20 protein-coding genes are annotated in these 24,661 nt (G+C 40.6%); 3 read left to right on the top strand and 17 right to left on the bottom strand.

All coding sequences use genetic code 11. The annotated features are described in order from the left end of the window. Positions 1 to 88 precede the first annotated feature (88 nt). From ACR65H_RS17280 to ACR65H_RS17320, 9 genes are all read right to left on the bottom strand, one after another. Positions 89 to 541 carry a YueI family protein gene (locus ACR65H_RS17280; RefSeq protein ID WP_440502032.1) on the bottom strand — a complete coding sequence of 151 codons (453 nt, stop codon included), beginning with the start codon at positions 539 to 541 and terminating at the stop codon, positions 89 to 91. 81 nt (positions 542 to 622) lie between these two features. Further along, positions 623 to 1,561 carry a carbamate kinase gene (gene arcC / locus ACR65H_RS17285; protein ID WP_440502034.1) on the bottom strand — a complete coding sequence of 313 codons (939 nt, stop codon included), beginning with the start codon at positions 1,559 to 1,561 and terminating at the stop codon, positions 623 to 625. Positions 1,562 to 1,672: 111 nt separating this feature from the next. Continuing rightward, positions 1,673 to 2,947: a YlbE family protein gene (locus tag ACR65H_RS17290; RefSeq protein ID WP_440502036.1), complete on the bottom strand. Its 1,275-nt coding sequence runs from the start codon at positions 2,945 to 2,947 to the stop codon at positions 1,673 to 1,675. A 242-nt stretch (positions 2,948 to 3,189) separates the two neighbouring features. Next, complete coding sequence (gene fdrA / locus ACR65H_RS17295) at positions 3,190 to 4,938, bottom strand: acyl-CoA synthetase FdrA (RefSeq protein ID WP_440502038.1); 1,749 nt, start codon at positions 4,936 to 4,938, stop codon at positions 3,190 to 3,192. Between the two features lie 129 nt (positions 4,939 to 5,067). Beyond that, positions 5,068 to 6,117: an ureidoglycolate dehydrogenase gene (gene allD / locus ACR65H_RS17300; RefSeq protein WP_440502040.1), complete on the bottom strand. Its 1,050-nt coding sequence runs from the start codon at positions 6,115 to 6,117 to the stop codon at positions 5,068 to 5,070. 56 nt (positions 6,118 to 6,173) lie between these two features. Next, entirely contained in the window at positions 6,174 to 7,223 is a 1,050-nt protein-coding gene (gene allD / locus ACR65H_RS17305) for an ureidoglycolate dehydrogenase (RefSeq protein ID WP_440502042.1), read from the bottom strand. Between the two features lie 24 nt (positions 7,224 to 7,247). Beyond that, on the bottom strand, positions 7,248 to 8,012 hold the full coding sequence (gene allE, locus ACR65H_RS17310; RefSeq protein ID WP_440502044.1) for a (S)-ureidoglycine aminohydrolase: 765 nt from the start codon (positions 8,010 to 8,012) through the stop codon (positions 7,248 to 7,250). Positions 8,013 to 8,074: 62 nt separating this feature from the next. Continuing rightward, entirely contained in the window at positions 8,075 to 9,334 is a 1,260-nt protein-coding gene (allC, locus tag ACR65H_RS17315) for an allantoate deiminase (RefSeq protein WP_495164288.1), read from the bottom strand. A 240-nt stretch (positions 9,335 to 9,574) separates the two neighbouring features. Continuing rightward, positions 9,575 to 11,233 (bottom strand): PucR family transcriptional regulator, encoded by a 1,659-nt coding sequence (locus ACR65H_RS17320; protein WP_440502046.1) that lies wholly within the window; start codon positions 11,231 to 11,233, stop codon positions 9,575 to 9,577. Positions 11,234 to 11,344: 111 nt separating this feature from the next. Between ACR65H_RS17320 and ACR65H_RS17325 the strand changes: the two genes are divergently transcribed. After that, on the top strand, positions 11,345 to 12,217 hold the full coding sequence (locus ACR65H_RS17325; RefSeq protein WP_440502047.1) for an alpha/beta hydrolase: 873 nt from the start codon (positions 11,345 to 11,347) through the stop codon (positions 12,215 to 12,217). Positions 12,218 to 12,387: 170 nt separating this feature from the next. Here ACR65H_RS17325 and ACR65H_RS17330 read toward each other — a convergent pair whose 3' ends face one another. Both ACR65H_RS17330 and ACR65H_RS17335 read right to left on the bottom strand, forming a co-directional pair. Continuing rightward, the gene (locus tag ACR65H_RS17330; RefSeq protein WP_440502049.1) at positions 12,388 to 13,764 is read right to left on the bottom strand and encodes a uracil/xanthine transporter; all 1,377 of its coding nucleotides are present in this window, start codon (positions 13,762 to 13,764) and stop codon (positions 12,388 to 12,390) included. Further along, the gene (locus ACR65H_RS17335; RefSeq protein WP_440502050.1) at positions 13,751 to 14,719 is read right to left on the bottom strand and encodes an oxamate carbamoyltransferase subunit AllH family protein; all 969 of its coding nucleotides are present in this window, start codon (positions 14,717 to 14,719) and stop codon (positions 13,751 to 13,753) included. Before ACR65H_RS17335 ends, ACR65H_RS17330 begins: the two co-directional genes overlap by 14 nt. Before the next feature lie 203 nt (positions 14,720 to 14,922). Here ACR65H_RS17335 and ACR65H_RS17340 point away from each other — a divergent pair, with 203 nt between their 5' ends. Continuing rightward, positions 14,923 to 16,566 (top strand): PucR family transcriptional regulator, encoded by a 1,644-nt coding sequence (locus ACR65H_RS17340; RefSeq protein WP_440502052.1) that lies wholly within the window; start codon positions 14,923 to 14,925, stop codon positions 16,564 to 16,566. 43 nt (positions 16,567 to 16,609) lie between these two features. Here ACR65H_RS17340 and ACR65H_RS17345 read toward each other — a convergent pair whose 3' ends face one another. The 6 genes from ACR65H_RS17345 to ACR65H_RS17370 all read right to left on the bottom strand — a co-directional run bounded on the left by ACR65H_RS17345 (position 16,610) and on the right by ACR65H_RS17370 (position 23,573). Continuing rightward, complete coding sequence (locus ACR65H_RS17345; protein WP_440502054.1) at positions 16,610 to 17,953, bottom strand: allantoinase; 1,344 nt, start codon at positions 17,951 to 17,953, stop codon at positions 16,610 to 16,612. Between the two features lie 85 nt (positions 17,954 to 18,038). Further along, a complete protein-coding gene (allB, locus tag ACR65H_RS17350) occupies positions 18,039 to 19,397 on the bottom strand; it encodes an allantoinase AllB (protein WP_440502056.1) in 1,359 nt (452 codons plus the stop codon). A gap of 73 nt (positions 19,398 to 19,470) precedes the next feature. Then, a complete protein-coding gene (locus tag ACR65H_RS17355; protein WP_440502058.1) occupies positions 19,471 to 19,728 on the bottom strand; it encodes a cytosine permease in 258 nt (85 codons plus the stop codon). After that, the gene (locus ACR65H_RS17360) at positions 19,725 to 20,942 is read right to left on the bottom strand and encodes a cytosine permease (RefSeq protein ID WP_440502060.1); all 1,218 of its coding nucleotides are present in this window, start codon (positions 20,940 to 20,942) and stop codon (positions 19,725 to 19,727) included. The genes ACR65H_RS17355 and ACR65H_RS17360 overlap by 4 nt, the downstream gene beginning before the upstream one ends. A 262-nt stretch (positions 20,943 to 21,204) precedes the next feature. Further along, entirely contained in the window at positions 21,205 to 22,602 is a 1,398-nt protein-coding gene (locus ACR65H_RS17365) for an NCS1 family transporter (protein WP_440502062.1), read from the bottom strand. A 404-nt stretch (positions 22,603 to 23,006) separates the two neighbouring features. Beyond that, positions 23,007 to 23,573 carry a DUF4256 domain-containing protein gene (locus tag ACR65H_RS17370; RefSeq protein ID WP_440502063.1) on the bottom strand — a complete coding sequence of 189 codons (567 nt, stop codon included), beginning with the start codon at positions 23,571 to 23,573 and terminating at the stop codon, positions 23,007 to 23,009. A 243-nt stretch (positions 23,574 to 23,816) separates the two neighbouring features. Between ACR65H_RS17370 and ACR65H_RS17375 the strand changes: the two genes are divergently transcribed. Beyond that, positions 23,817 to 24,590 carry a DUF2935 domain-containing protein gene (locus ACR65H_RS17375; protein ID WP_440502065.1) on the top strand — a complete coding sequence of 258 codons (774 nt, stop codon included), beginning with the start codon at positions 23,817 to 23,819 and terminating at the stop codon, positions 24,588 to 24,590. Positions 24,591 to 24,661: the final 71 nt, after the last annotated feature.

The raw sequence follows: 24,661 nt of genomic DNA on the forward strand, positions 1-24,661 counted from the left end.
TTTGTGTTTATTCAAGCAATAGTATTCATTAAAGTGGACCATTTTCCAGATATTCCTTGACCTGCAACGCTAATGGACACTGCCAACTCTAATTTTGCTGCTTGAAGAGTTTTGAGAGGATGGAGAGGAGGCCTTTCTTTTCGTTTTTGATTTGTTGAGGCGTCGGTGTGGGAATTTCTTTTTTGACGTAAATCTCCTCTTTGTTAATGGCATGGTCATATGCAAGGAGGAGTCCAATTTCGGAATTATGTTTTTTGTTAGTGACAAATGTGTAATTCACACCATGTTTGGATGCAATTTTCGTATATTTTGACAGCACGCCATAATTTATATTTCCGTTTAAATATAGACGAGCTTTTTTATTTTCTTTTATGGCATCTTCGACTTGTTTATAAATGCCTTGCTCTTTCACTTGTTCTTGTGTAAGTGCAATGACGATCCGTTCGCGAATTGTTCCGAGGAATTTCCGGCGTTCGTCCGGCTTTGTTTGTTTAGTACCAAACATTCCTTGTTGAATATAGTCATCAATATTATCAGACATTGAAACACGCCCTTTTTTGAATGTCCCTGTCATATAAAAATGCACAAAAAGACAGCTACGAGAGCTGCCATTCTGTTTATATTATAGAGTTACGCGAGTACCTGTTTTTCCTTCGAGTGCATCTTGAAGTTTGTCCATTGATGTGATGACGACGTTTTTGCCGCCTTTTTCCAAGAACATAATCGCTGCTTCGATTTTTGGACCCATGCTTCCTTTCGGGAAGTGACCTTCATCCATGTAGCGAAGTGCTTCTTCAACTGTCATTTCAAACAAGTTCTGTTGTTGTGGAGTACCGAAGTGGATCGCTACCTGTTCAACACCTGTTAAGATGAAGAGGTAATCTGCATTGATTTCCGCAGCTAACAATGCGCTTGCAAAGTCTTTATCAATAACAGCATCCGTACCTTTCAGCATGCCGTTCTCTTCAACTACAGGGATTCCGCCGCCACCAGCAGTGATGACTGTGATTTCTTTGTCAAGAAGTGCTTGGATCGCTTCTTTCTCAACGATAGTAACCGGTTTTGGAGAAGCTACAACGCGTCTGTATCCACGGCCGCTGTCCTCAACGTAAGAAATTTCTTCAGTCTCAAGAATTTTGTCCAACTCTTCTTGCGTGTAGAATGGACCGATTGGTTTTGTTGGGTTCGAGAAAGCAGCATCGTCTTTAGAAACGACAGATTGAGTAATAATTGTCGCAACCGGTCTGTTTATTTTACGCTCGACCATTTTATTTCTAAATGCTTGTTGAATGAGGTATCCTAAGTTCCCTTGAGTTTCAGCATCTAATACATCAAGAGGAAATGCTGGGACTACAGATTCTGCAACTTGGTTTTTAATCAATGTATTACCAACTTGTGGACCGTTTCCGTGTGTGATAACGACAGTGTTTCCTTGTTCGATTAAATCGATGACAGGCTCAACACTTTCGTTAATGTTTTGGACTTGCTCTTCAAGTGTTCCTTTTTGACCTTCTTTAATAATCGCATTTCCGCCAATCGCTAAAACGATTTTTTTGCTCATCGCTAACTCTCCTTTAAGTAAGAAAAAATATTCTTCATTTGAAACCACTGAATTCCTAACAGAAAAATGGAGAGGAACTAGCTAATGACTATTCCTCTCCACATGAATCCATTATTCCGCTTCGATTAAACCAAGCTTCACTGCGTAAGCATCGATTGCTTTTTCAAAGCAAGCTAATGGAGCACGAACTGTACCTGCACCGATTTGTCCAACGCCAGCTTCTTTGTGAGCGATACCAGTGTTGATAACCGGCTCGATTCCAGTTTCAACAACTTTTCTAGCGTCGATTCCTAGGCAAGAACCTTTGAAGTCCCAAGTAGGAATAGAGAAGTTCGGGTTGTGATCGATACAAATATCCATCATGTCATTACTTGTCGTAACAGCGTCGTCCATACCGCCGGCACCTACGAAACGTGTAACACCAGGAGCAGCGATCATAGCCATACCGCCGACACCGAATGTTTCAGTGATTGCACTGTCACCCATGTCTTTACAAGCCATATCTTGATCGTATCCTGTGAAGAATAGACCTTGCGGCGTGTTAACTGGTGCTGTGAACCATTGGTCACCCATACCTGCGATACGGATACCGAATTCATATCCGTTACGGCACATTGCTGTTACAACTGTACCTTGTTGGATTTGTCTTGCAGAGTCCATTACAGCCTTTGTAGAAGCCATTGCGATGTTCAAGAAGTATTGATCTGTGTCTGCAAGGAATTGAATTACATCTTGCTTGTCATTTTCGTTTACATCAGTTTGTAGGATGTAAGGAACGATTTCTTTCAAGAAGATAAGTGATCCAGCAATATTACGTTGGTGGAATTCGTCACCCATTGTAATTGCTTTCGCCATCATAACGTTAACGTTTAGGCCGTCACCTTTAATTTTAAGAGCTTTAGATAGTGTTGGTCCAAGAATATCTCTGAACCAGTTAAGACGGTTAATAACTTCTTTTGAGTATGCACCGAAACGAAGTACAGCACCGATTCCTTCGTTCATTGTGCAGTAAGCACGATTTCCGCCATCTTGGTTTTCAACGACAAGAACAGGCATATTACCAGAAGTGATACCGCCCATTGGACCAACAGCGTTCACATGGTGGCATGGAATGAATTCGATTTCTCCGTTTTCAAGCATCTTGCGTGCATCGTCAGCGTTTGTCGCCCAGCCTTCGAATAGTGTAGCACCAATACAAGATCCTTGCATCGGGCTTGTCATGTTTTCCCATTTAATTGGTGGGCCAGCATGAAGCAACACTTTTCCATTGAGCTCTTCAATTACGGATTTCGCTGCAACAACATCCAATAAAAATGGTGCGCCTGATACAACTTTATCGATAACCGCTCGGTTTGCTTCATCAATTGTTTTAAATTGTCCGTACATAGTGGTTTCCTCCTGAAAATTCAATATTTCTCATAAAATGCTGCTTCCAAATCCAGTGCCTTCAGCTACAGCGCCAACGGGTCCATATTTAAGCCCCTAATAGGCGCTTCCGCTTTTGATACGTCTAGCTCCAGCGCCTAGGGGCTCGGGTCATAAGCCAACTTGGCTGTGAGGCAAAAAACGCCTCTTCGCCAATTCGTCTTATGCCTGTCGCCCCTGGCCAGGCGCTTCCGCTTTTGATATTACTTAAGAAGGCTCAAGATTTTGCGAAGTCTTGGGTTTCCGCCAGCAACTGGACGCCAGTCATATTGAACAACTCTGCCACCGGTAGCAGTAATCGATTCAGTGAATTTCTTCAAACCAACGTTAACGACGCTTGGTTTTTCATTCAATAGTCTCTCGATTGCTTCGGAAACTGAAAAGTCAACGTTTGCAGCTTCTGCTTTTGCAGGAACTACTTCTTTTTCAACCTCTTCAACTTGAATGCCGAGCATTGCTAATGCTGTTAAAGTAGCTTGGTTGTTGCTATCACGTAGGATAACGCCAGCTTTTTCTAGTTTCGCTTTTTGCTCGTCGATTCCTTGTGGATCTTGATCTGTACCACAAACAGTTGCTACGAAGTAAACGTTTCTTCCATTTGCTTTAGTTTCTTGTTGGATTTTTTCGATGCCTGGAAGCAATGCGCCAGCCATATCATCGTGTGAACCATATCCAAGAACTACGTCAAATAGGATGATTGCTGTTGACTCGTCTTGAGCAGCTTTTTGGAAGAATTGAATTCTTGTATCCGGATCGATCATTGGATGCGGTTTTCCTTGTGTGTAAATATCGTCACCAAGGTCAATTACTTCAAAGCCGTCCGCATTTAGAAGGTAGCCAGCTTGGTGATGGTCAGTTTCTCCAAGGTTCAAGCCTCTGCTGATCAATGTAGCTGCTTCATATCCAAGCGTACCGCCGGAATAAAGACCTTTGATTGTTTTTTGTTCAGGTTTCAACTCAACTGAAGGTACTTCGTCTTCAAGATGATTATAATTTGATTTGATCGGGTTGCCTTTTACAAGATCGACAGCGATTGCTGCTGTTTCTTCAAGTGTGTTTGCATAGTATACATTTCCTTCATGGTTATGAGGCTCTTCTCCAAGGAAGATGGCAACAACCGGTTTAGAGATGCTGTGTAGCAATTGTACAACTTCGTCACGAACTTCTTTTGCAGGTGGCTTAGAAATAAGTGTGATCACTTCTGTTTGGTTATGTTGCGCCAACGCTCTGAGGCCGTCTAACATTGTGATTGCACCGATTTTATCAGAAAGGTCACGTCCACCAGTACCGATTGCATGGCTTACACCTGCACCAAGACGGTCGATTTCAGTCGTTACTTCTTGGATTCCTGTTCCTGAAGCACCGATAACGCCAATTTTTCCTGTTTTTACAACGTTTGCGAATGCAAGAGGAACACCAGAAACGATTACTGTACCAGCATCAGGTCCCATGACAAGAAGACCTTTTTCATGTGCTTTTTCTTTAATGCGGCGCTCATCTTCAATTGTTACGTTGTCACTGAAGATCATAACGTGCATATCTCGGTCAAGCGCTTTTTCTGCTTCTTCTGCAGCATATTGACCTGGTGTAGAGATGATCGCAATATTGGCATCCGGAAGTGCATTTACAGCTTTGTCCCATGAGTTAACAGTTTCAAAAGCTTCTTTACCAGCGCTAATTGCTTGGTTGCTTAAGTAATTGTCTACTTCATCAAGAACTTCTTGGATTTTCTCTTCATTTTCTGTGTCGACAACGATACACATATCGTTTGAAGCAGCACCTTCAAGCTCGTCTGTAAATAGGCCAGCAGTTTTGAAGATATCTTTGTTAGCAGGCGTTCCCATCATAATTTGAACTTTGTTTACGCCTTCCATTGTAGAAATTTTATTCGTGAGAAGCATTAGGTTAACTGAATCCTGATATGAATTCTGTTTTACAATCGTATAAAGCATGTTTTCACGCACCTCTTATTGTTATTTTTTCAATACATTCATTACGTAAAATCAAAGACGCCAATGGAAAATCGGCACAGAAAAGGGGGTGGCCACTCAGGATGACCACCCTTTCTCCTTTAAAAAATCTTACTTAGCAAAAGGGCTTTTATTATCATACGCATTGTTATGCACTACGTCTGAAATTAAATATTCATAAATATGATCTACAATTTCAATTCCGTTCTCCTCGTATTGCTTTTCCCTTTCGGCACTTCTTTGCCCAGGATAAGAAACATGATCAAAACCAGGAGCCGGTTTAATGTTATTGAGATCTTGCATTGTTGTTGCAATGCTTTCTTGGAATGTAGTTAACCCAGCGAAGAATTCTGGATTAATAACGATGTGAAGCTGTCCTAGATTTCGATATTCGGTTAAATCATGGTACATGGAAGAAACTTTGTTTCCAAAAGGAAGTCCTAGCAGAATTCCAGATAGAACGTCAACCATCATCATAAGTCCATAACCTTTAGGACCTGCTATCGGAACGAGCGCGTTTACTTTGAATGGATCGGTTGTAGGATGTCCTTCGCTATCAACTGCCCATGTGTCTGGAATGGTTTCATTTTTTGATCGAGCATGGAGTATTTTACCCCAAGCTTGAACAGTCGTCGCCATATCAAATGTAATATGTTTACCGTCTTTGCCTGGTGCTGCAAAAGCAATTGGATTCGTTCCGTAATAGGGCTCTGAACCGCCGAACGGAACAACCATAGGGTCCGATTGACATACTGAAATACCAACCAAGTTTTCATTTGCAGCTTGTTGTACGAAGTAAGAAAGAGCACCACTATGTCCGATCCTTTTTACGCCAACGACTGCTACTCCATTTTCTTTTGCCATTTGAATCGCTTCGTCCATCGCTAACTTTGCAGCAACATGCCCTACTCCGTTGTCGCCATCAAAAACAGCAGTGGCAGGACCCGTTTTTTCAAATGTGAAATTAGGGTTTGCATTAAGTCCGCCTTTAGCGATTCGCTCTGCATAATATTCAACTCTCATTGCTCCATGAGAGTGAACTCCCCTGGCATCCGCATGAACAAGTACGTCCGCAACGCCACGTGCATGATCTTCAGTTAATCCTGCTTTATGCAGTTTTGTTGTAATTAACTCATTCAATTGCTCACTACTTAGTCGCATTCCACACACCCCTATTAAGTTTTTTAACCGATATATCTATATTCGAATAATGAATATTACTCAGCGAATGGGTTCTTATGATCATATTGATTATTATGGATGACATCTGATTTTAAATACTCGTAAATGTCATCGACAATCTCGATGCCGTTTTCCTTATACTCCTCAATGACAACGTCGTTGTTTTGTCCAGGATAAAGGACTTTTGAGAAGCCAGGTGCAGGCTTGATTCCGTTTAGATCGCTCATTGTTTGAGTAATATTATTTTTGAAATCAGCTAATCCTGTAAAGAATGCTGGGTTGATGACAATATGGAGTTGACCTAATTTTCGGTACTCAGATAAGTCTTCATACATGGAGGAAACTTTGTTACCGAACGGAAGTCCAAGAAGAATCCCTGAAAGAACATCAACCATCATCGCAAGTCCATAACCTTTAGGACCTGAAATCGGTAGTAACGCATTTACTTTCATCGGATCTGTCGTTGGTTGTCCATCGCTATCAACTGCCCATGTCTCAGGAATGGATTCGTTTTTGGAACGAGCATGAAGGATTTTACCCCAAGCTTGTACAGTCGTTGCCATATCCAATGTAATCATTCTGCCGTCGCTGCTAGGTGCAGCAAAAGCGATCGGATTTGTACCATAATAAGGTTCAGCACCGCCAAATGGAACGACCATCGGGTCAGATTGACAAACGGAGAAGCCAATCAAATCAGCATTTGCCGCTTGATTTGTAAAGTAAGAAATTGCTCCGCTGTGAGAGATGTCTCGAACGCCAATAATGGCAACTCCACTCTCTTTAGCCATTTTAATGGCTTCGTCCATAGCTAATTTCGCCGCTGTATGGCCATTTCCGCCGTCTCCGTGGAATACTCCTGTCGCCGGGCCTGTTTTTTCGAATTTAAAGTCCGGGTTTGTATTCATTCCACCTTTGGCGATACGTTCAGCATAATATTCCACACGCATTGCGCCGTGGGAGTGAATGCCTCTTTCGTCGGCAAACGTTAGTACGTCTGCCGCGATGTCAGCATGTTCTTCTTTAAGACCCGCTTTATGAAGCTTCGTCTTGATTAGACCTTGTAAGTCTTCTCTACTTACTCTCATCATGACACCTCTTTTTAGGGATTATTATAGTGATGCATCCCGATTACAATCTTTAGAATAAACATATGTCAATGGCTCTCTACCAACTGCATAAGCTGCTTGATGCACATATGGCGCCATGAAAATGTAATCGCCTTTTTTAACTGGAATCCATTCATTATCTAGATTGTACATACCCTCGCCTGATAGCAAGTACGCACCGTGACCTTGATAATGTGTTTCAACGAATGGATGACTTGCTGCAGGGTCAAATGAAAGAATATGGAAGTTCATATCAAATGCAAGATCTAATGGCAATAGATCTTTAAGGTGTACGTTTGTCATATCATCGTAGTCCATATATTCGATGTCATTCGCATGACCGGAAACAACCCAAGGCTTTTTCCCTTCTAGCGGATTATGCTTTTGCTTGTAAAGGAATAGACGTGAATCTCCAGCTTCCAAGTTCTCCAAATACATTGTTACGCCTGGAGGGCAGTATAGGTAGCCGCTTTCCTCTAAAATGAATTCTTCGTCGTCCGCTTTCGCTTTCACTTTACCGCTAATAACGTAAACAAAGCTTTGTACATCTTCTTCACCGCAGTAACCCTTGCTGTTCTTTCCGCCTTCGTGCATTGTGACGATATAGTCGACAAAGCTTGCACCAAGTTTTGGTGAACCTAGGATGGAGATTCTGCAATTTTCAAACCCAGGAATCACATTATTTACTAATCCCTCTGGTGCGATTAAAGCATATTGACCAGGCTTAATAATAGATCTGCTTGAAAGTAAGTCTTTTGGATAACCCATCGTTACATTCTCCTCTATTTGTATATAATTTCAGGCATACACCTGACGATCGAAATAATTTGTTATTCTTTATAGCCTAATTCGTAAAGAGCGCCGATAAGTGCTTTGACGCCTTCCGCCAAATCTGCAGGCTCTGTAAATTCAGCAGGATTATGGCTGATTCCTTTTAAACTAGGTACAAACAGCATAGCCGTCGGTATGACAGGCGCAAAGATTTGTGAATCATGTCCCGCGCCACTGTGCATTACTTTGTAATTCAAACCGTTTGCTTTACATTGCTTCTCAATAAGTTCGACGATTCTTTCATCCATCGGAACTGGATCTTCATCCATCCACAGATCGATATTCATTTCAACTTCGTGTTCAGTTGAAATTTCCTGCATCCTAGCCGTCATTTGCTCTGTGAATGAAATAATCGCTTCTTTATCAGTGTGACGGACATCGATTGTGAAAATCGCTTTTCCAGGGACAACGTTTACGATGTTTGGATAAGCTTCGATTTTTCCAACTGTCGTTACGAGTGGATCACCGATTTTTCTAGCCATGGAAATGATTTCATGGATCATATGGCTTGCCGCAAAAACAGCATCTTTCCGATAACCCATTGGTGTTGTTCCAGCATGATTAGCTTGACCTGTTATTTCAACCGTATACCGTCTTTGCCCCACAATATTATTCACTACACCAATATCCGTTTTTTCTATTTCTAAAACGCTTCCTTGTTCTACGTGCACTTCAACAAACGCTTTTAAATCTTCACGCGGACCATTTGAAGCGTCTCTGAAAGCGAAACCAGCCTTTGTCATTGCTTCTACAAAAGGAACACCTTCAAAGTCTTTTATCGCTTCAACGTCTTCACGTTTCGCTAATCCAACAATGTTTTTAGATCCCCAGAATGAGTATGGGAAACGGCTTCCTTCTTCTTCAGCCATCGAAACGACTTCAATGTTGCGTAAAGGTTGACCGAAATGTTTTTTCAAATATTTCAACGCTATGATTCCGGCTACAATTCCATATGCTCCGTCAAAACGGCCGCCGTTTTTCACAGTATCGACATGGGACCCCGTCAAGATTGTTTCATCTGTCTTTGTCCCTTTTAATGTTCCGTATAAGTTGCCGATTTCATCAAATCGAGCTTCCAGGCCTTCGTTTTCCATCCATTCTTTTAGCGCGTGTTGACCTTCAACCCACTCTTTTGTATAGAGTAAACGAGAAACTCCACCTTCAGGATCTTTTCCGAATTCAGCTAGCCATTCCAGCTTGCCGGCTGTTTCTTCGTCAAGACGTTCAAGCTTTTGTATAGTAGTTTTAATATCGTTCACCTATTTCACCACCCTTTTCCAAGCTATGTAAATTCTTTATAAACGCAACTTATTGTTTGTAATTCATGCCGATAGTATGCAATGAATTATTTATCAACTATAGATGACCTATTAGCTCCACCACTCATTGTAAACGTTCTAATCAAAATAGTCTTTAGCATAGTTAGATAAAGATTCATCTTATAATTATCTAAAATGGATAATGAAAATGAAAAGAGGCTGCACATTTGGCCGCCTCTTTTAATATTCTTGGTTTTCACGTTGAAGAAGTTCGTAAATCTTAAGTCCAACTCTTACTGACAGCATTTCTTCTGCATCATCAAAATTCATTCCTGTTATTTCTTTGATTCTATCTAACCGATAAACAACCGTCTTGTAGTGAACGAAGAGATGCTTGGCAGTTTGGGCTGCATTTTGATTGCATTCCAAAAATGTCTGCAATGTTTCCAGCAAATCTGCTTGATTCGCCTGTTGGTAATCAAGTAATTCTTTCAAAGAATGTGGAATGAATTGAGTTAATGCAGTGGAATCTTTAACATAGCGAAGCAATCTAAAAATCCCCAACTCAGAGAAAGCGGTAATCGATGCTAAGCCATTCAACGTTTCGCCTAAATCGAGTGCGTCATGTGCTTCTCTGTAACTTTTAGGAATTTCAGTAATATCACTTACTGCACTACCTATTCCAACTTGAACGCCAATATCTTTCACTTGTTCGTTAATGACTGTTTGAATCGCACTAGAAGTTTTCTTAATCTCGTTCATCCACGAAGACTCGGATTTGCTAGACTTCTCAACTTTCCAAAGGACGATGAACAGATTGCTTTTATTTGAAATGATACCGTTCGGCAAATAATGATGTATCGCCTCATGGACTAGAAAATGGCTTCGATCCGAAAGTCCGCTATTTTGATTCAGCATATTTTCCGGATATCGATTGATTTTAAAGAGTACCGCCGCAAAAGCCCCCGTGAAATCCCAACCGATGACGTTAGCTTTTTCGTATACAGCATCGACCGATTGGATTTTCCCGCTAATGAGCTCTTCAATTAAATCATTTTTATATTTCTTTTCAACTTCAGCAACCGCAAACTGTTTCACGAGTTCCAGAGATAATGAAGTCGCTGCGTTTTCAACAGCTATTAAATCCAGTTCTCCTAATGATTTATTAATTTCACCAATCAACAAATACATTTTGTTATGATTTAACGTCTCAATCGGGACAACAATTTGATGCCCTTTTATATTATCCATTTCCGGGTATTTTACTATTTGTCGGTAATGAGGAAATTTTATACCTGATGTTTGTTCGTAAAAGTGAACTTTCTCGACCATTTCGAAGTTTTCCAGCTCAGGATATGTTGAAACGATACAAGTAAAGTTACGATCAAATAGAGCAACTGGATTGCCGATAAGTTCTTCAAGTGTATGAATAATTTTCTCAAGGCCTTTATCAGCAAGAGATAACGCTGTAAACCGGTCATGAATCTCTTTGTAATATTGCAGCTTTGTAACTTGATTATTGAAAAGCTCCCCCATGATCGGATACATGACATCGACAAATGGAACCTCTTGCGGAAGTTTGATGATCGGCATTTTATACACTTTGCCCGCTTCAAGCAGCCGCTCGGAAATTGCCTCACCAAAATTTTTAATAATAAGTGCACTTACTCGCTTTTCCGCTAATTCGGAAATAAAATCTTTTATTTCTGTATCATTAAAATTGCGAATCGAATAGAGGCTAGTTAAGATCACTTCCCCGCCTTTAAGCCATTTTGCAATATCAGGTCCCTCCATAATGGTTACACCTTCAATTACATTATGAATATAGTTTTGTCCGCCTAAAACTTCAGCATTCTTCATGGGCTCCATCGCTAGTAAGTCTTTAACTTTAAACTCCATTTGCCCAGTCCTTTCCGTGTAACTACAAAGTCCATTTCTCGAAATCATATCCATCTTATTATACAATATAAAAATAAAGCATATCTAAACGAAGAAAGAAGTGTGACATCATTGTCAAAAACAACGATCATCTATAAACAGGAATCTAATTTCGAGCTGAAAGGGGATTTTTACCCTGCCTCTGACAAATCTCGTCCATTGATTGTCTTTATCCACGGCGGCGGCCTTCTATGGGGATCGCGTGAAGATATGAAACCTGAACAGATTGATTTATTTACGCAAGCCGGCTTTAATGTCTTTTCGATTGACTATCGTTTGGCGCCGGAAACTAAACTGCCTGCCATTCAACAGGATCTTATCGACGCCCTTCATTGGGTTGAAAACGAAGGCACTAAACAGTTTGATTATGATCCAGAAAAAGTAGCTGTCATCGGAAGTTCCGCAGGTGGGTACCTTGCTTTGTTAACAGGAACATTCAGGAATAAGCCGAAAGCGATCGTCTCTTTCTACGGGTATGGCGATATTATAGGTGATTGGGCAGTAAAGCCGAGCCCTCATTATTCTAATATGACAGCAGTGCCAAGGGAACTTGCCAAATCGCTTATCACGAATGATATCATTTCAGTCGGCCCGATTGAAAAGCGGTATGCCCTTTACATGTATGCAAGACAGAGTGGCGTTTGGATTGAAGAATTGACTGGACTGATTCCCGTAGTATGGAGAGATGAAATATCGAAATACTGCCCACTATTCCATGTCGAAGCTGATTATCCGCCTACACTTCTGCTTCACGGTACGAAAGATGAAGATGTCCCATATGAGCAATCCGTCTTAATGGCAGAAAAGCTAACGGAAAACGGCGTTGATAATAAACTCATAACAATCCCAGAAGGCAAGCATCAATTCGATGAAGATTGGGAAAGTCCAATCGTCCAAGATGCTTTTAAAGAAGTCATCGCCTTCCTAACGAACAATTTACAGTAAGTCAAAAGGGCTTTGAGGAAATTCCTGCCCATTGCCACTTTCCTGAAAAAGAGTGTAGACAAAGTCATAAAACGACTTTGTCTACACTTTGAGAAAAGGGCTTTGAGAAAATTCTCAAGCCCTTTTTTCATTTACGTCAGAAGCGACAGGTCCCTGCGCTTTTGTTCTAATCATTTTGTTTTCATAACAGTCTCATCTGAAAGCGGGCTTTCTTTTTCCTTTTGCTGAGCGCTTTCTTCCACTCCATATTTATCCCAGTTGAATAGGTTTTCAAGTAGTAGGGCTAAAATGATCCCTACTAGCAATCCACTGCTAAGCAACGGGCGGATAACGCTTGGAATCGTAATGAAATAAGAAGCAGGAAGAGTCATGATGATAATTCCAACAAACAATGGAACTGCAGAACGATACACATTGACTGTATTGAATCGAACTTGCTTAAGGAAATTCAACGAAGAATTCAAAAGAAGCAAATAAGAAACAAATAATGCTGCACTACCGATGCTTAACGGCAGCTGTGAGAAAAAGTGGCCAAGCGGTGGAATGAGTCCCATGATGAGGAACATGAACCCACCGAGAATGAACGGAAGTCTTTTAATAATACCTGTCTGGCTTAAGAAACCGATTGATGAAACATAAGGTGAATTTGGAACGAGGCCAAAAATACCTGCAATCAACGTGAAAATACCTGTAATCGTAAACGAAGCTCTATACTCAGACTTTGTCGTTTCCACTTCATACATGCTTTCCGTTCCTTTTAATGCGCCAAACGTGTTCGCTGTATTTAACAGTCCCGCTAAAATAGTCGTAATTATAATACCCATATCCCATGCCGGCTTTCCTAATGGGAATAATTCAAGAGCAAATTTCGTATTTTCGCCTATCGGGCTTTCTGGTTTAAAGATAAGCGCATACACGATCCAACCGACGATAATCCCGATGAGCAAGCCATAACGGCGAACGCTTGAAGGAGCTTTTACGCTAATAACGATAACTAGAATTGCAATGATGATCGACAATAATGAAATGGATAGATCAATATGTGCACCTTCAGTCTTGTTGCCAAAAGGAATACCGAGCATCCCTTTTAGGAAGATACCGATCAATTGACATCCGAACAAGAACATAAATACACCCATTACCGCTGGCGTGAACAACTTGGCAAGATGAGGCCCAACTCCAGTTACACCGATTAAAAACGTAATAACCGCAGTAATGATAATACCGACTGTCAAGCTGCCCCCTAGGACAGGCAAAGGCATCCCTTGAGCTGCGGCTGTAGTGCAAAGCGTTAAAATAACTCCCCACCAAAGTCCGGACTGCCCTTCCATAATGGCCCGCTTATGTCCTAAAAACGCTTGAACAATACATGCCAGCCCTGTCACGATAAATGATAGTTGAAGCATATTGACAATCGTTTCCGGAGAAAGATCAAAAGCCGCTCCAACTGTGATCGGGATGACAACAATATTCGTGAAAATAAAAAAGAGCCACTGTAAGCCCGAGATCCAGTTACTTGATTTTAATAACCCGTTAATAACAATCACCTTTCCTTTTATGCATAACGGCAGCTTTCATACCGATTAAGACACCTATTAATGTATCTGTGCCAGACGTATGCCCAATTTCCTTCATCTCTTCGACAGCCTTCAAAAATTCAGGCCCATGCGGTTTATCTAAAACATAACATAACTTTAGAAGATGGGAATGGAATTTGTTTTCGGTCGCATAGAGAAGATATTCCAAAGCGATATGTGTCGTTCGTTTTTGGCCGTGTTCAACTAAATAATGTTTTAGCTTTTGCAGAAAAGTTTGATCTGCCCCTTCCAAAGCTGATAGAACCGCACAAATACCAGTTATACAATCGTCCCCGCTAGGCGTAAGCCCGAGCCCTCTACCGATCCAATAATCAAAGACAGTTTGCGGATTAGACTCATGATCATAGACAAGATTCTTCAAACTATCTAATCGTTCTAAGACGGCAATATCGTTAGTGGCCGATGAAGGATCTAGTATATATTGAATGATTTGCTTTTTTCCTTCCTCCGTCTCCGCCAGCCCCGTTTGCCAATTAGGTTGAAGAAGCTTGGATGCTATAAATTCAAAATTATCTTGAAGGCTATCTATTTGATATTTATATGGGCGCAGTTCGTGATTCTTCCAATTTACTTTTCCTAACGAAAGAACGATCCCTTTCGGAAATAGTAGGGACGACGATGTTTCATCCCAAGAAACGTCCAAGTTACTTGCAAGGAGCTTCGTAAGTAAATGCGCATTTGCTTGTTCCATTCCAATTCCGAATGGAGCGAGTCCATTTTCCAATGCGCCAATATGGACAAGTTGTCCGCCAAAAGCTAAATTGAAACTAGTATTAAAAACACTATGAACATGACCTTTGGGGTTTGTTTTAACAATACGGGCCACTTCATCGCTCGCTGAAAGAGCATTCAATATAAACGCCCCATTGTAACGATCTGACTTCATATCCGTTGAATAAAACATTTTTCCACCCCGAATCAAGATTATATCCACAAAAATAGCATTCCCTTTTCTACTCATATCTACTCTATTCTACAGCTATCAATCAAAAATTTCATTGTTTACTATGAACAAATTGATGCTTGATTTTTGTATACTTTTCACGTAAAATAAAAAATGAAGGAATATAAATTTCCTATAGGGATTTAATAAATGAGGTTATTCTTATGAAAACAATTAACGATTTATTCATACTGGAAGGTATTAAAGATAGCATCGTGCTTGCAGGCCATCGCGGTCTGACAAGAAACGTACAGTTCGTAAATATATCCGATACGCCTGATGTCATCAATTTTTTATCCGAGAACCACCTGCTTCTTTCAACTGGTTATGCGTTTAAAGATGACCCGCAAATGTTCTGCGAGTTAATTAGACAAATGCATGATTTAAATTGTTCGGGCCTTGTCATTAAAATTAATCGTTTCTTCAAGGAATTGCCGCCAGAAGTTAAATTATTAGCGGATGATCTTGCATTTCCGATTATCGACTTGCCGACAAAACATACATTGGGTGAAGTTTCTCGCCACATCTTGAATTATTTAAATGATGCTGAAGCCGAGCAGCTTTACTATGCGTTGCACGTTCAAAAAGAGTTCTCTAATATGATGATTAAAGGGTATAGCTTAACAGCGCTCATTGAGCAATTAGGCCATTTTCTATCGCGCCCAACCCTCTTACTCAATCATCGGGGAGAAAAAATTGCCCATAGCCATGATTTTCGAATGGATCCCATGAAAATAGTCGAACAGGAAATCGTTGCAACAGTGAAAGATGATTTGTCTGCAGCAAGAGAAGGTTTAACATTCAATATTCCATCTAGAGAGCACCAGTCGATTTCCACATTTCCTGTTCAAACAAAACGGCAGCATCCTAGCATGCTCGTCATTGTCGATTCTATGACGTTGCCTTATCCATCTTCACAGATGGCAATTGAGCAGGCAGGAAACGTCATTACATTTACAATTATTAAAGAGCAGGCTATCGAGGAAAATTCTCGACTGTTAAAAAATAATTTCTTTGATGATTTAATCGAAAACAGAATTCACTCTGATGAAGAAATATTAAGCCGCGCCAATTATTATGGATTAAAAGAGGATTTGAATAATATTTGTATCGTTTGTACGGTTGATCAAAAAGGACAGAACTACGAAGATCTGCAATTATACGAGAAAAAAGCAGGGGAATTGTACAATAGTATTTATGATCAACTTGAAGATGAAATGGTTCATAACGATATGGAAGGGATTTTATTCACGAAGGAAAAATACTTCGTTATGATATTGCAATTTGCCGATGGCAACGAAGCAGATCCAAACGAAGTAACCGAATTCGTCAATAAATGCCAAGAGAGCCTACAAGGCGATTATTCAATTTCTTTCGGCGTCAGCAATACCGTTCATTCCATTAAAGATATTACAACCGCTTATTCCGAAGCTTGTGAAGCAATTACGAGCGGTTACGATATGAATCTGCTCGGGTTCATTAACTTTTATAAAATGAAGGAACTTGAAGACTTATTAAATACGATTCCGAAAAAAGATGTAAAAGCATTGTACGAAAATACATTGAAGTCCCTCGCTTATCCGAAAACAAAAGAAAATCAAGAATTGATCAAAACAATTCAAGTGTACTTGGATTCGCAATGTGAAATCTCTGAAACATCTCGCCGCTTGTACATCCATCGAAACACAGTGAAATACCGTATCGAGAAAGCGGAAGAAATACTGAATTGCTCATTCCGCGACCCAGCCCATTCATTGCGTATTCGTGTCGCATTATTGATCGGATCCATACTTAAAGAAAAAGAATAAAAAAACCAAAACCCGGAACAAGCCGGGTTTTGGTTTTTTATTCTTATTGAGCAACTGTTGTTTTTTCAGCAGTGATAACACCGTTTTCAAAAACAACTTCCCCATTAACGATAGTCATTTTCACTTTTCCGTTGAACGTCATACCAACATATGGAGAATGCTGGTGACGATAGAAAAGATCTTCGTTTTTCAGTTCAAAGCTTTCTTCCAAGTTTACGATCGCAATATCAGCATCATAACCTTCTGCAATTGTTCCCTTGTTTTCAAGTCCGAATAATTTCGCTGGGTTTGTTGCAGTTAGCGCAACGATTTTCTCTAAAGGAAGATTCCGTTTGAAATAACCTTCCGTCAACATAATGTTAAGTGTTGATTGAGCACCTGAGATGCCGCCCCAACCTTCAAAATAGTTATCTGTAATTGTTTTCATAGATGCTGGTGCTGGAGAATGGTCGGATGCGATAACGTTAATTTCCCCATTTGCGACGGCAGCCCATAGATCTTCGACTTCATCTTCATCGCGCAATGGAGGGCAGCACTTCGCCAAACCGCCTTTTTCTTCAAGATCTTTTACAGTTAACGCTAAATAATGCCCGCACGTTTCAACTGTAATATCGACGCCTCTTTCTTTCGCCGCCTGAATGACGTCTACAACTTTCTTGCTGCTTGCATGGACGACGTGTACTTTACAGCCAGTTGCTTCTGCATAAGAGATAATTCTTCTAACAGCTTCAATTTCAGAAATGATAGGTCTTGATTCAACAAAATCTCTGGCAGTTGTTTTCCCTTGTTTCTGTTTTTCTGCAGCAAGCTGATCACAAATTACTGTGCTTTCAGCGTGAACTGCAAGTAGAGAGCCAAGAGAAGCGATTTCTTTCATGCCTTTGAAGATCGTTTCATCATCAACATGATTGAAATCAGCGATGCCACTTGGAGACATGAATGCTTTAAAACCGATGACGCCATTTTCATGAAGTTCTTTTAGATCCGCAATATTTTCTGGTACGAGGCCGCCCCAGAAATAAGGATTGACAACTGATTTTTCGTCAGCGCATGCTTTTTTCAAATCAAGGTTTTCTTTATTGATTGTCGGAGGCGTGCTATTCAGCGGCATATCAAAGAAAGAAGTTGCTCCGCCAGCAGCCAAGCTTCTGCTTCCAGTTGCAATGCCTTCCCATTCCGTTCTTCCTGGTTCATTAAAGTGAACATGCGTATCTATTAATCCAGGCAATACGTGAAGCCCTTCTGCGTCGATAACTCGATCTGCTGAACCTTGAATCGATTGGCCAACTTCTTGAATTTTGCCGTCTGTAATCGCAATGTCTCCTTGGACAATAGAATCTGCTGTGACGATCTTTCCGTTTCTAATGATCAAATCGTATGTAGTCATTTGTTATTCCCCCATCACAATTTTCCCTTTGCCATAGTCGTCTCAGACAATGACAAAGGGATTATCTATCCTATTCGCTTTTCAATTAACGGTTAGCAGAGATCAATTTTCCAACTGGTTCTCCGACAATTCCTTTTTCCAAATCGAATACAACATGTCCGCGGACGATTGTTTTTGTCACGCGGCAGTCAATTTGACGGCCTTCATATGCACTATGTTTGTTTTTATAGTAAAGGTCTTCCCTTTTCACCGTATAGGATTGGTTAGGATCCACTAAAATGATATCCGCATCTTTTGAAACGGCAATTTCACCTTTATGTGAAATATTGAAACGTTCAGATGGGTGCGTTGCGATCAATTCAACGAATTTATGGACTGGCAATCCCCGTTGTTTAACAGCTAAATCAAACATTAGATCAACGTTATTTTGCGCGCCGCTAATACCGCCCCATGCTTCCCAAATATTTCCTTGCTTCAAATCTTCCGTACATGGTGAATGGTCAGAAGTAAGCCAGTCGATATTCCCAGCCATTAACTCGTCCCATAGTCTTGCTTGGTCTTCCGCTTTTCTGATCGGCGGTTGGCATTTTGCACGAGGGCCGATTTCGTCAACTTGGTCAGCAGTGAAAGCAAAATAATGCGGGCATGATTCAACCGTCACATCAACGCCTTCTCTTTTTGCTTTCAAGATCACTTGGATTGCCTCTGAAGTGCTTATATGAACAAGATGCAATTTACAGCCTGTTTCTTTCGCAATAAGGATTGCACGTTGAACAGCTTCCACTTCTGTGAAGATAGGACGTGATTCCGCATATTCCACCCCGGAGTTTTTGCCTTCTCTAGCAAATTCCTTGGCAAGGCCAGATGGGATTGCCGAGTTTTCAGCATGGATGCATAAGATTTGATCCAATTCCGCTAGCCTTTGCATACCTTTGTACAATGTGAAATCGTCCACATTTACAAAATCATCCGGAATATCACTTGTAATATCGGATAGGAAACATTTGAAAGCGAGAACGCCAGCGTCAGACATTTCCTTTAGCTTATCCACATTCCCCGGGACGAGTCCGCCGTAAAATGCGTAGTCTACGTAGTTTTGGTCAACAGCAGCTTCCAATTTCAAGTCCAATGCAGCTTTGTTAGTTGTTGCAGGGAGGGCATTAAGCGGCATTTCAACATAGCTCGTTGTCCCGCCAGCAGCTAATGATTTCGACCCTGTTTCGAAACCTTCCCACTCTGTACGTCCTGGCTCACTAATGTGTACGTGTGTATCAATCATTCCCGGCATAACGTATTGACCTGTTGCATCAATGACCTCTTTTGCATCTTCTGTAATATTTTCAGCGATGCAAGAAATCTTTTCATCTTTAATACCAATATCAACCTTGTAAACACCGTCACGCAATACAACATTTCCACCTTTAATAACTACATCTAAAGTCATTTGAATTCCCCTTCCAACGATCAATTTTTAACGTACCAATTTTTCGCCAACTATTAGTTTCGCCACTTTCACGTTAACTATTCTCTTCGTTCAATGTTGGCGATTTTGCAAATAAAGTTCGCTTGCTCTGCCGCAATTCAAGCAATGTGTAAAGAATAAAAGCTGTTATGATCCCGACAAACCAGGACATATCATAAAGCGGTTTTAACATGGGAATGAAATTACCAATCAAACAAATAACACCGGCAATGATTGTCGTAACAATCGCATTGATATTGAATCCTTTTTGATAATGGTATCTTCCCTTTTTCGCATCATATAATGCATTCAAATCAATATCCTTTTTAGATATGATGAAAATATTGGGATAGCATGATTCCGGTAACCGGAGCTAATATCCCACCGACAATATTTAAGAAAGTGAAAACACTTGTTGCACTCTCCATCAGCTTCCATGGCATTACGAGAATACCAATGATCGCTGCAATGATTGCACCTAATTTGAATGTAAGTTTTTTTGGGGAACAGAGATACTAATTGATAACCAGCAGGCACTATATTTCCTGTCACATTAACAGATATGGTTGTTAAGCATAGTGTAAGAACTGAAATCGCAATCGCGAATGTTCCATCAAATCGAGCTACAACATCAAGCACATTCCAGATCGGTGTCCCGAAAGCTATTTCTGAACCAACAATTATCGAGATGCTTGCAATTGCGAACAATAAATATGTGACAACTAGACCGACAGTTTGTCCAACCGCTTGCGTCTTCGTCGATTTTGCAAGCTTCGTGAAATCAGAAACATTTACGATCGGTGCTGCCCAGGCTGAAACAATTGCCGTTATAGCGGCGACGAAGATAACGATTTGATTTCCCGTAACTCCTGAGCCAGTATACGCTAGTATCGGCTCGATTCCCCCCGCCAAATTAATGGCCCAAATAGCCATTCCTCCAAAAACAATGTAAACGAGTGGTGAGAGGATATTAGTAAAACTCCCTAAGAAGCCCATTCCTCCATATATTAAAGCTACATTAAACAACCAAAAGACTAAAAACGAAATCAAAGCTGGCAACGATAATCCCAACAGGCTCCAATCTCCGCCTAATGTTAAATATCCTGGCCAGAGCTTACCGATTAAAATCGATAGTGCTTGGCTTCCTGCATACGTTTGGAACCCGAACCACATAATTGACGAAATGACTCCCCTCAAAACGCCTGGAATCATTGCCCCTTTTGGCCCGTAGGATAAACGAAGAAGCATAGCAAATGGCAGTCCATATTTTGAACCTGCATGACCATTCAGAACTAACATCGTTGCGATGATGATGGAAGCAATCATTATTGCTGCAAAAACCTGTCCGACTGACAGTCCTAAAGCAAAAAGGCCGCCAATGGCGATATAGTTTGGAATATTATGTACAGAACCCATCCAAACAGTGAAAAAGTTCCCAACGCTCCATTTTCGATCTTCGTCTTTTGTCGGCAAGACATCCACACTATTTCCAGCAGACACCGCTTTCTCTCTATCAAAAAGACTCAAAAGAATCCCTCCTTACCTGTTGCCACTTACTATTGAGACCTGTACGTTTTATAACTGTAATAGTAGTAGTAGTGGAAACATCATTATACAGAATAAAAAACTGTACTTCTTTAGGCCACTTGACCAAAAGGGTAGGATTGTATTATGTATAATGAATAAGGAAAAGATGAGTTATATACACTTTAAATAAATGATTGTGCATTTTAAATAAACAAAACTACCTCTGGAAGAAATGTTCTCCAAGAGGTAGTTCGAAAAGTTGTTATTTCTCGAAGATAGTTCCTTTTTTGAAACTTGATCCTTTAAACGCATACTTCGATAGAAGATAGTAAGCTGTACCTGCCACTACTACTCCGATGATCCAAGCTAGCTCAACCTCGATAAACGCTGCAGCTGCACCGATAAACATCGCAAGCAACCCTGCAGGGTTATATCCTTTAAAAGATCCTTCCTCATTGTACAATTCTGCAGTATTCACTCTTTGTTTTCTTAAGATGTAATACTCGACGATTAGTATTGAAATAACCGGTCCTAAAAATGCAGAGTAAATGAGAATGAACATATTCAAACCAGTTGCCGATGACTCTTGTACAAGCAACCAAGGGAATGCACATAGCGCAAGCAATCCTGTAATGATTGCAGATGTTTTGTACTTTAACTTTGTCAACATTGTAATGACATATACTGGAGGAATGATGTTTGCCACCATATTTGTTGCAATTACCGCAATGACGATAAATACAGAAACAAAGACTGAAACATAGTCATTATCTAGAATGATTGGAAGCGCCTGTGCCGGGTTTGTTACGCCCGTCGCAGCTGCAAGCATTGCTCCAATTACAATAACAAAGCCATAGGAAATAGTGATTGGAACAAAGTATAGTGCTCCACGCTTTTTATTGCTCAAACCAGTTTTAAGCTCTCTGGAATAATCCGCAGCACTTACGAAAATACCTGCATAGTTACCTAAGAATACCATGATGAGACCGAAGAACGGTAAGCCCCATGATCCTTTAGCTTGTACCCAGTTTTGGGAAATTTCAGCTGTATGTGAAGTCATAAGAAGGCCGAAAACATAAACAAGTGCGATCATGAATACAACAGATGCAACCGTTTCTACCCATTTAACCGCATGGAATCCGAATAGAGAAAGTACAATTTGAACTAACTGAAGTGCTATGAAACATATAACGACATTATTAAATGATCCATTCGTAACGATTTTCGCAATTTCGTTCAAGGCAGTTCCGCCAATCCAGCTTTGAACCCCATACCAGACGATGGCAGGTATTCCGCGTAACAATGACGAAATTACTGTTCCTTTTATCCCGAAGGACATTCTGAGCTGAACAACGTATGGAATCCCTTCTCTATAGCCGGCGCGATCATTTAACGCGAAAACAGTTGAAATGATTCCAATTGCACATAAAGCTGCAATAAGCGTCTGCCAGATGTTCAATGTTGCAATTCCCGCAACAATTACGCTGGCACCTAGCGTCATATTTCCTAAGTTAACCCCATCACCAATCCACATAAAAATATAGTCCTTTGGTTTGACGGTTCTTTCGCTATCGGCTTTTGGATGAAGTGATTCGTCCAATTTCGAAGCTTGTTGAATCTGAGCAGCTTGTGTATCAAAATTTTCATTAACTGCAGACATTTGCCTTACCCCTTTCGGCGTTATATTTAAAGCTCTATTTATTACGACAGTGCAAATGATTTTCTCTTCTGTAGAACAACATTAGATCTTCTTTCTAATGACTTTCTAAAAAGCTTTGTCGTGAATAATCTTTATTATACATAGCTTTACTTGTTAGGTCTTTATGTCGATTAAACAAATTGCACAAAAGATTGCTATGTACAATGCATAACATTTGTCACATGCACAGCCCTATTGGACAACCGTTTGTTCACTCTGAATAACGTCTATTCTATACAATCGATTGTACAATATAGACAACAACGTTGATTTCAAGCGGTTAATGCTTTGTGAGGCAAAATAAAAGGAAGAACGATGTCAGTTCAATGGAACATGTCCTTCCTTTTTGGTTGCGTATATTGAATTCAGACTTTCAGTGAACCGCGGAATCCTCTGGCAGCATAGTAGGAGTCCGCCCCATTATGGTACATGAAGACAGTGTCGTAGCGACGATCACAAAAAATTGCACCGCCAAGCTTACGGATGTTAGCTGGCGTTTGCACCCAGCTGGACGTTTTCATATCAAAATTCCCTAGTGTCTGCAGCATCCGATATTCATTTTCTGATAATAACTCGATGCCCATATCGGTTGCCATATCAATTGCACTATTTTCCGGCTTATGTTTTTTTCTTGATTCCAAAGCATCCCGGTCATAACAAACACTTCTACGGCCTTTCGGACTTTCCGCTGAACAATCGAAGAAAACGTATTCATCCTTCTCTACGTTATAGCCGATAACATCCGGTTCGCCTCCGGTATTCTCCATTTCATTGAGTGACCATAGCTTTTCTGGATGGGCTTCTAGCTTTTTCTCGATTTTCATCCATTCAAGACCTTGGTGTCGGTTCATGTTGTTCTCAAAGCGGGCTTTCAATATTTGAAGTAGGTCTTCCCGTTGTTCTGTCGTTAATTCATTTTTTTCCTTTGTCAATGTAGAAACCACCTTTTTTATTTATTCCCAATCACTTCTTCTTTAAACCAAACTTCTGTCCATAGTATACTCCTTCACGCTCATTTTTTATATTTTGAAATAGGAAGAGCGATTCGAAGCATATCGCTCATAGGACAAACTTATGGATGAATACAATCGTTTAGGCAATGAAATGCTCGCATTGATGCTATCAATAAAAGTCAACACGAGCATATCATTCACCAAAAGGAAGGGGTCGGAGTGATGGCGTATACGGATAACTATGAAAGGGATACCTATGGGATTATCGCTTTTTGGTTACGTAATGATTACGACCATGGTCGGTTTTTCGACAGAGAGATAAGTCATTATGAAACGGAACTGGCTCGAGCCAATCTGAACAATATTGAGCGTCTCGGGAAGGTGTGGGAAAAGGCTGAAAAGAAACAGGGCGATATCGGCACATTGCTGAACGAAGCCCATCATGCTACTAGCGAATTTCACAGTCTACTTGCATACACGATGGATAAATCCTTACATTGTGAGGTTATTATTTCAACGCCGGTGTCACTTCTAGACCACATGGTGAGAGAGTCTGAGGAATCGCAGCGGGTATATAAATTAATCGAAAGCGGCGCTAGAATTTCACCTTCTGATGCAATTATACATGAATGCGTCTTTTGGATAAGACAAATGGCAGATCATCTAGGCTATATACGGCATTATTCGGATGTATCTAATTATGAAGTTAACTACCAAGTTACTCAGATGATGCAAAAATTCGAGCGTCTGCAAATGCAAGCAACTGCGCTGCAAACAATGATACGTACTCCTCGGAATGAAACGCTGCCAATTTTAACTCAATTCAAGAATATAATTATTCAAGAAGCCAAAAGTTTAGAGGCCTTTAAATTGGAATTGGATGATTTGATTAAAAAATGTGCTGTTGCTACGACGTCGCCGCCAGATTTGTTAGAGCATATCGCTAGAGAAGCTCATCATCTATGGAGGAACTTAGAGGAAGAGAGAATAACTTAATAACGTGCGTTATGATGAAAGCCCATTTCGATCGCCGAAATGGGCTTCTTATTATTGACAAATATTGATCT

Source organism: Sporosarcina sp. SAFN-015 (assembly GCF_059415085.1).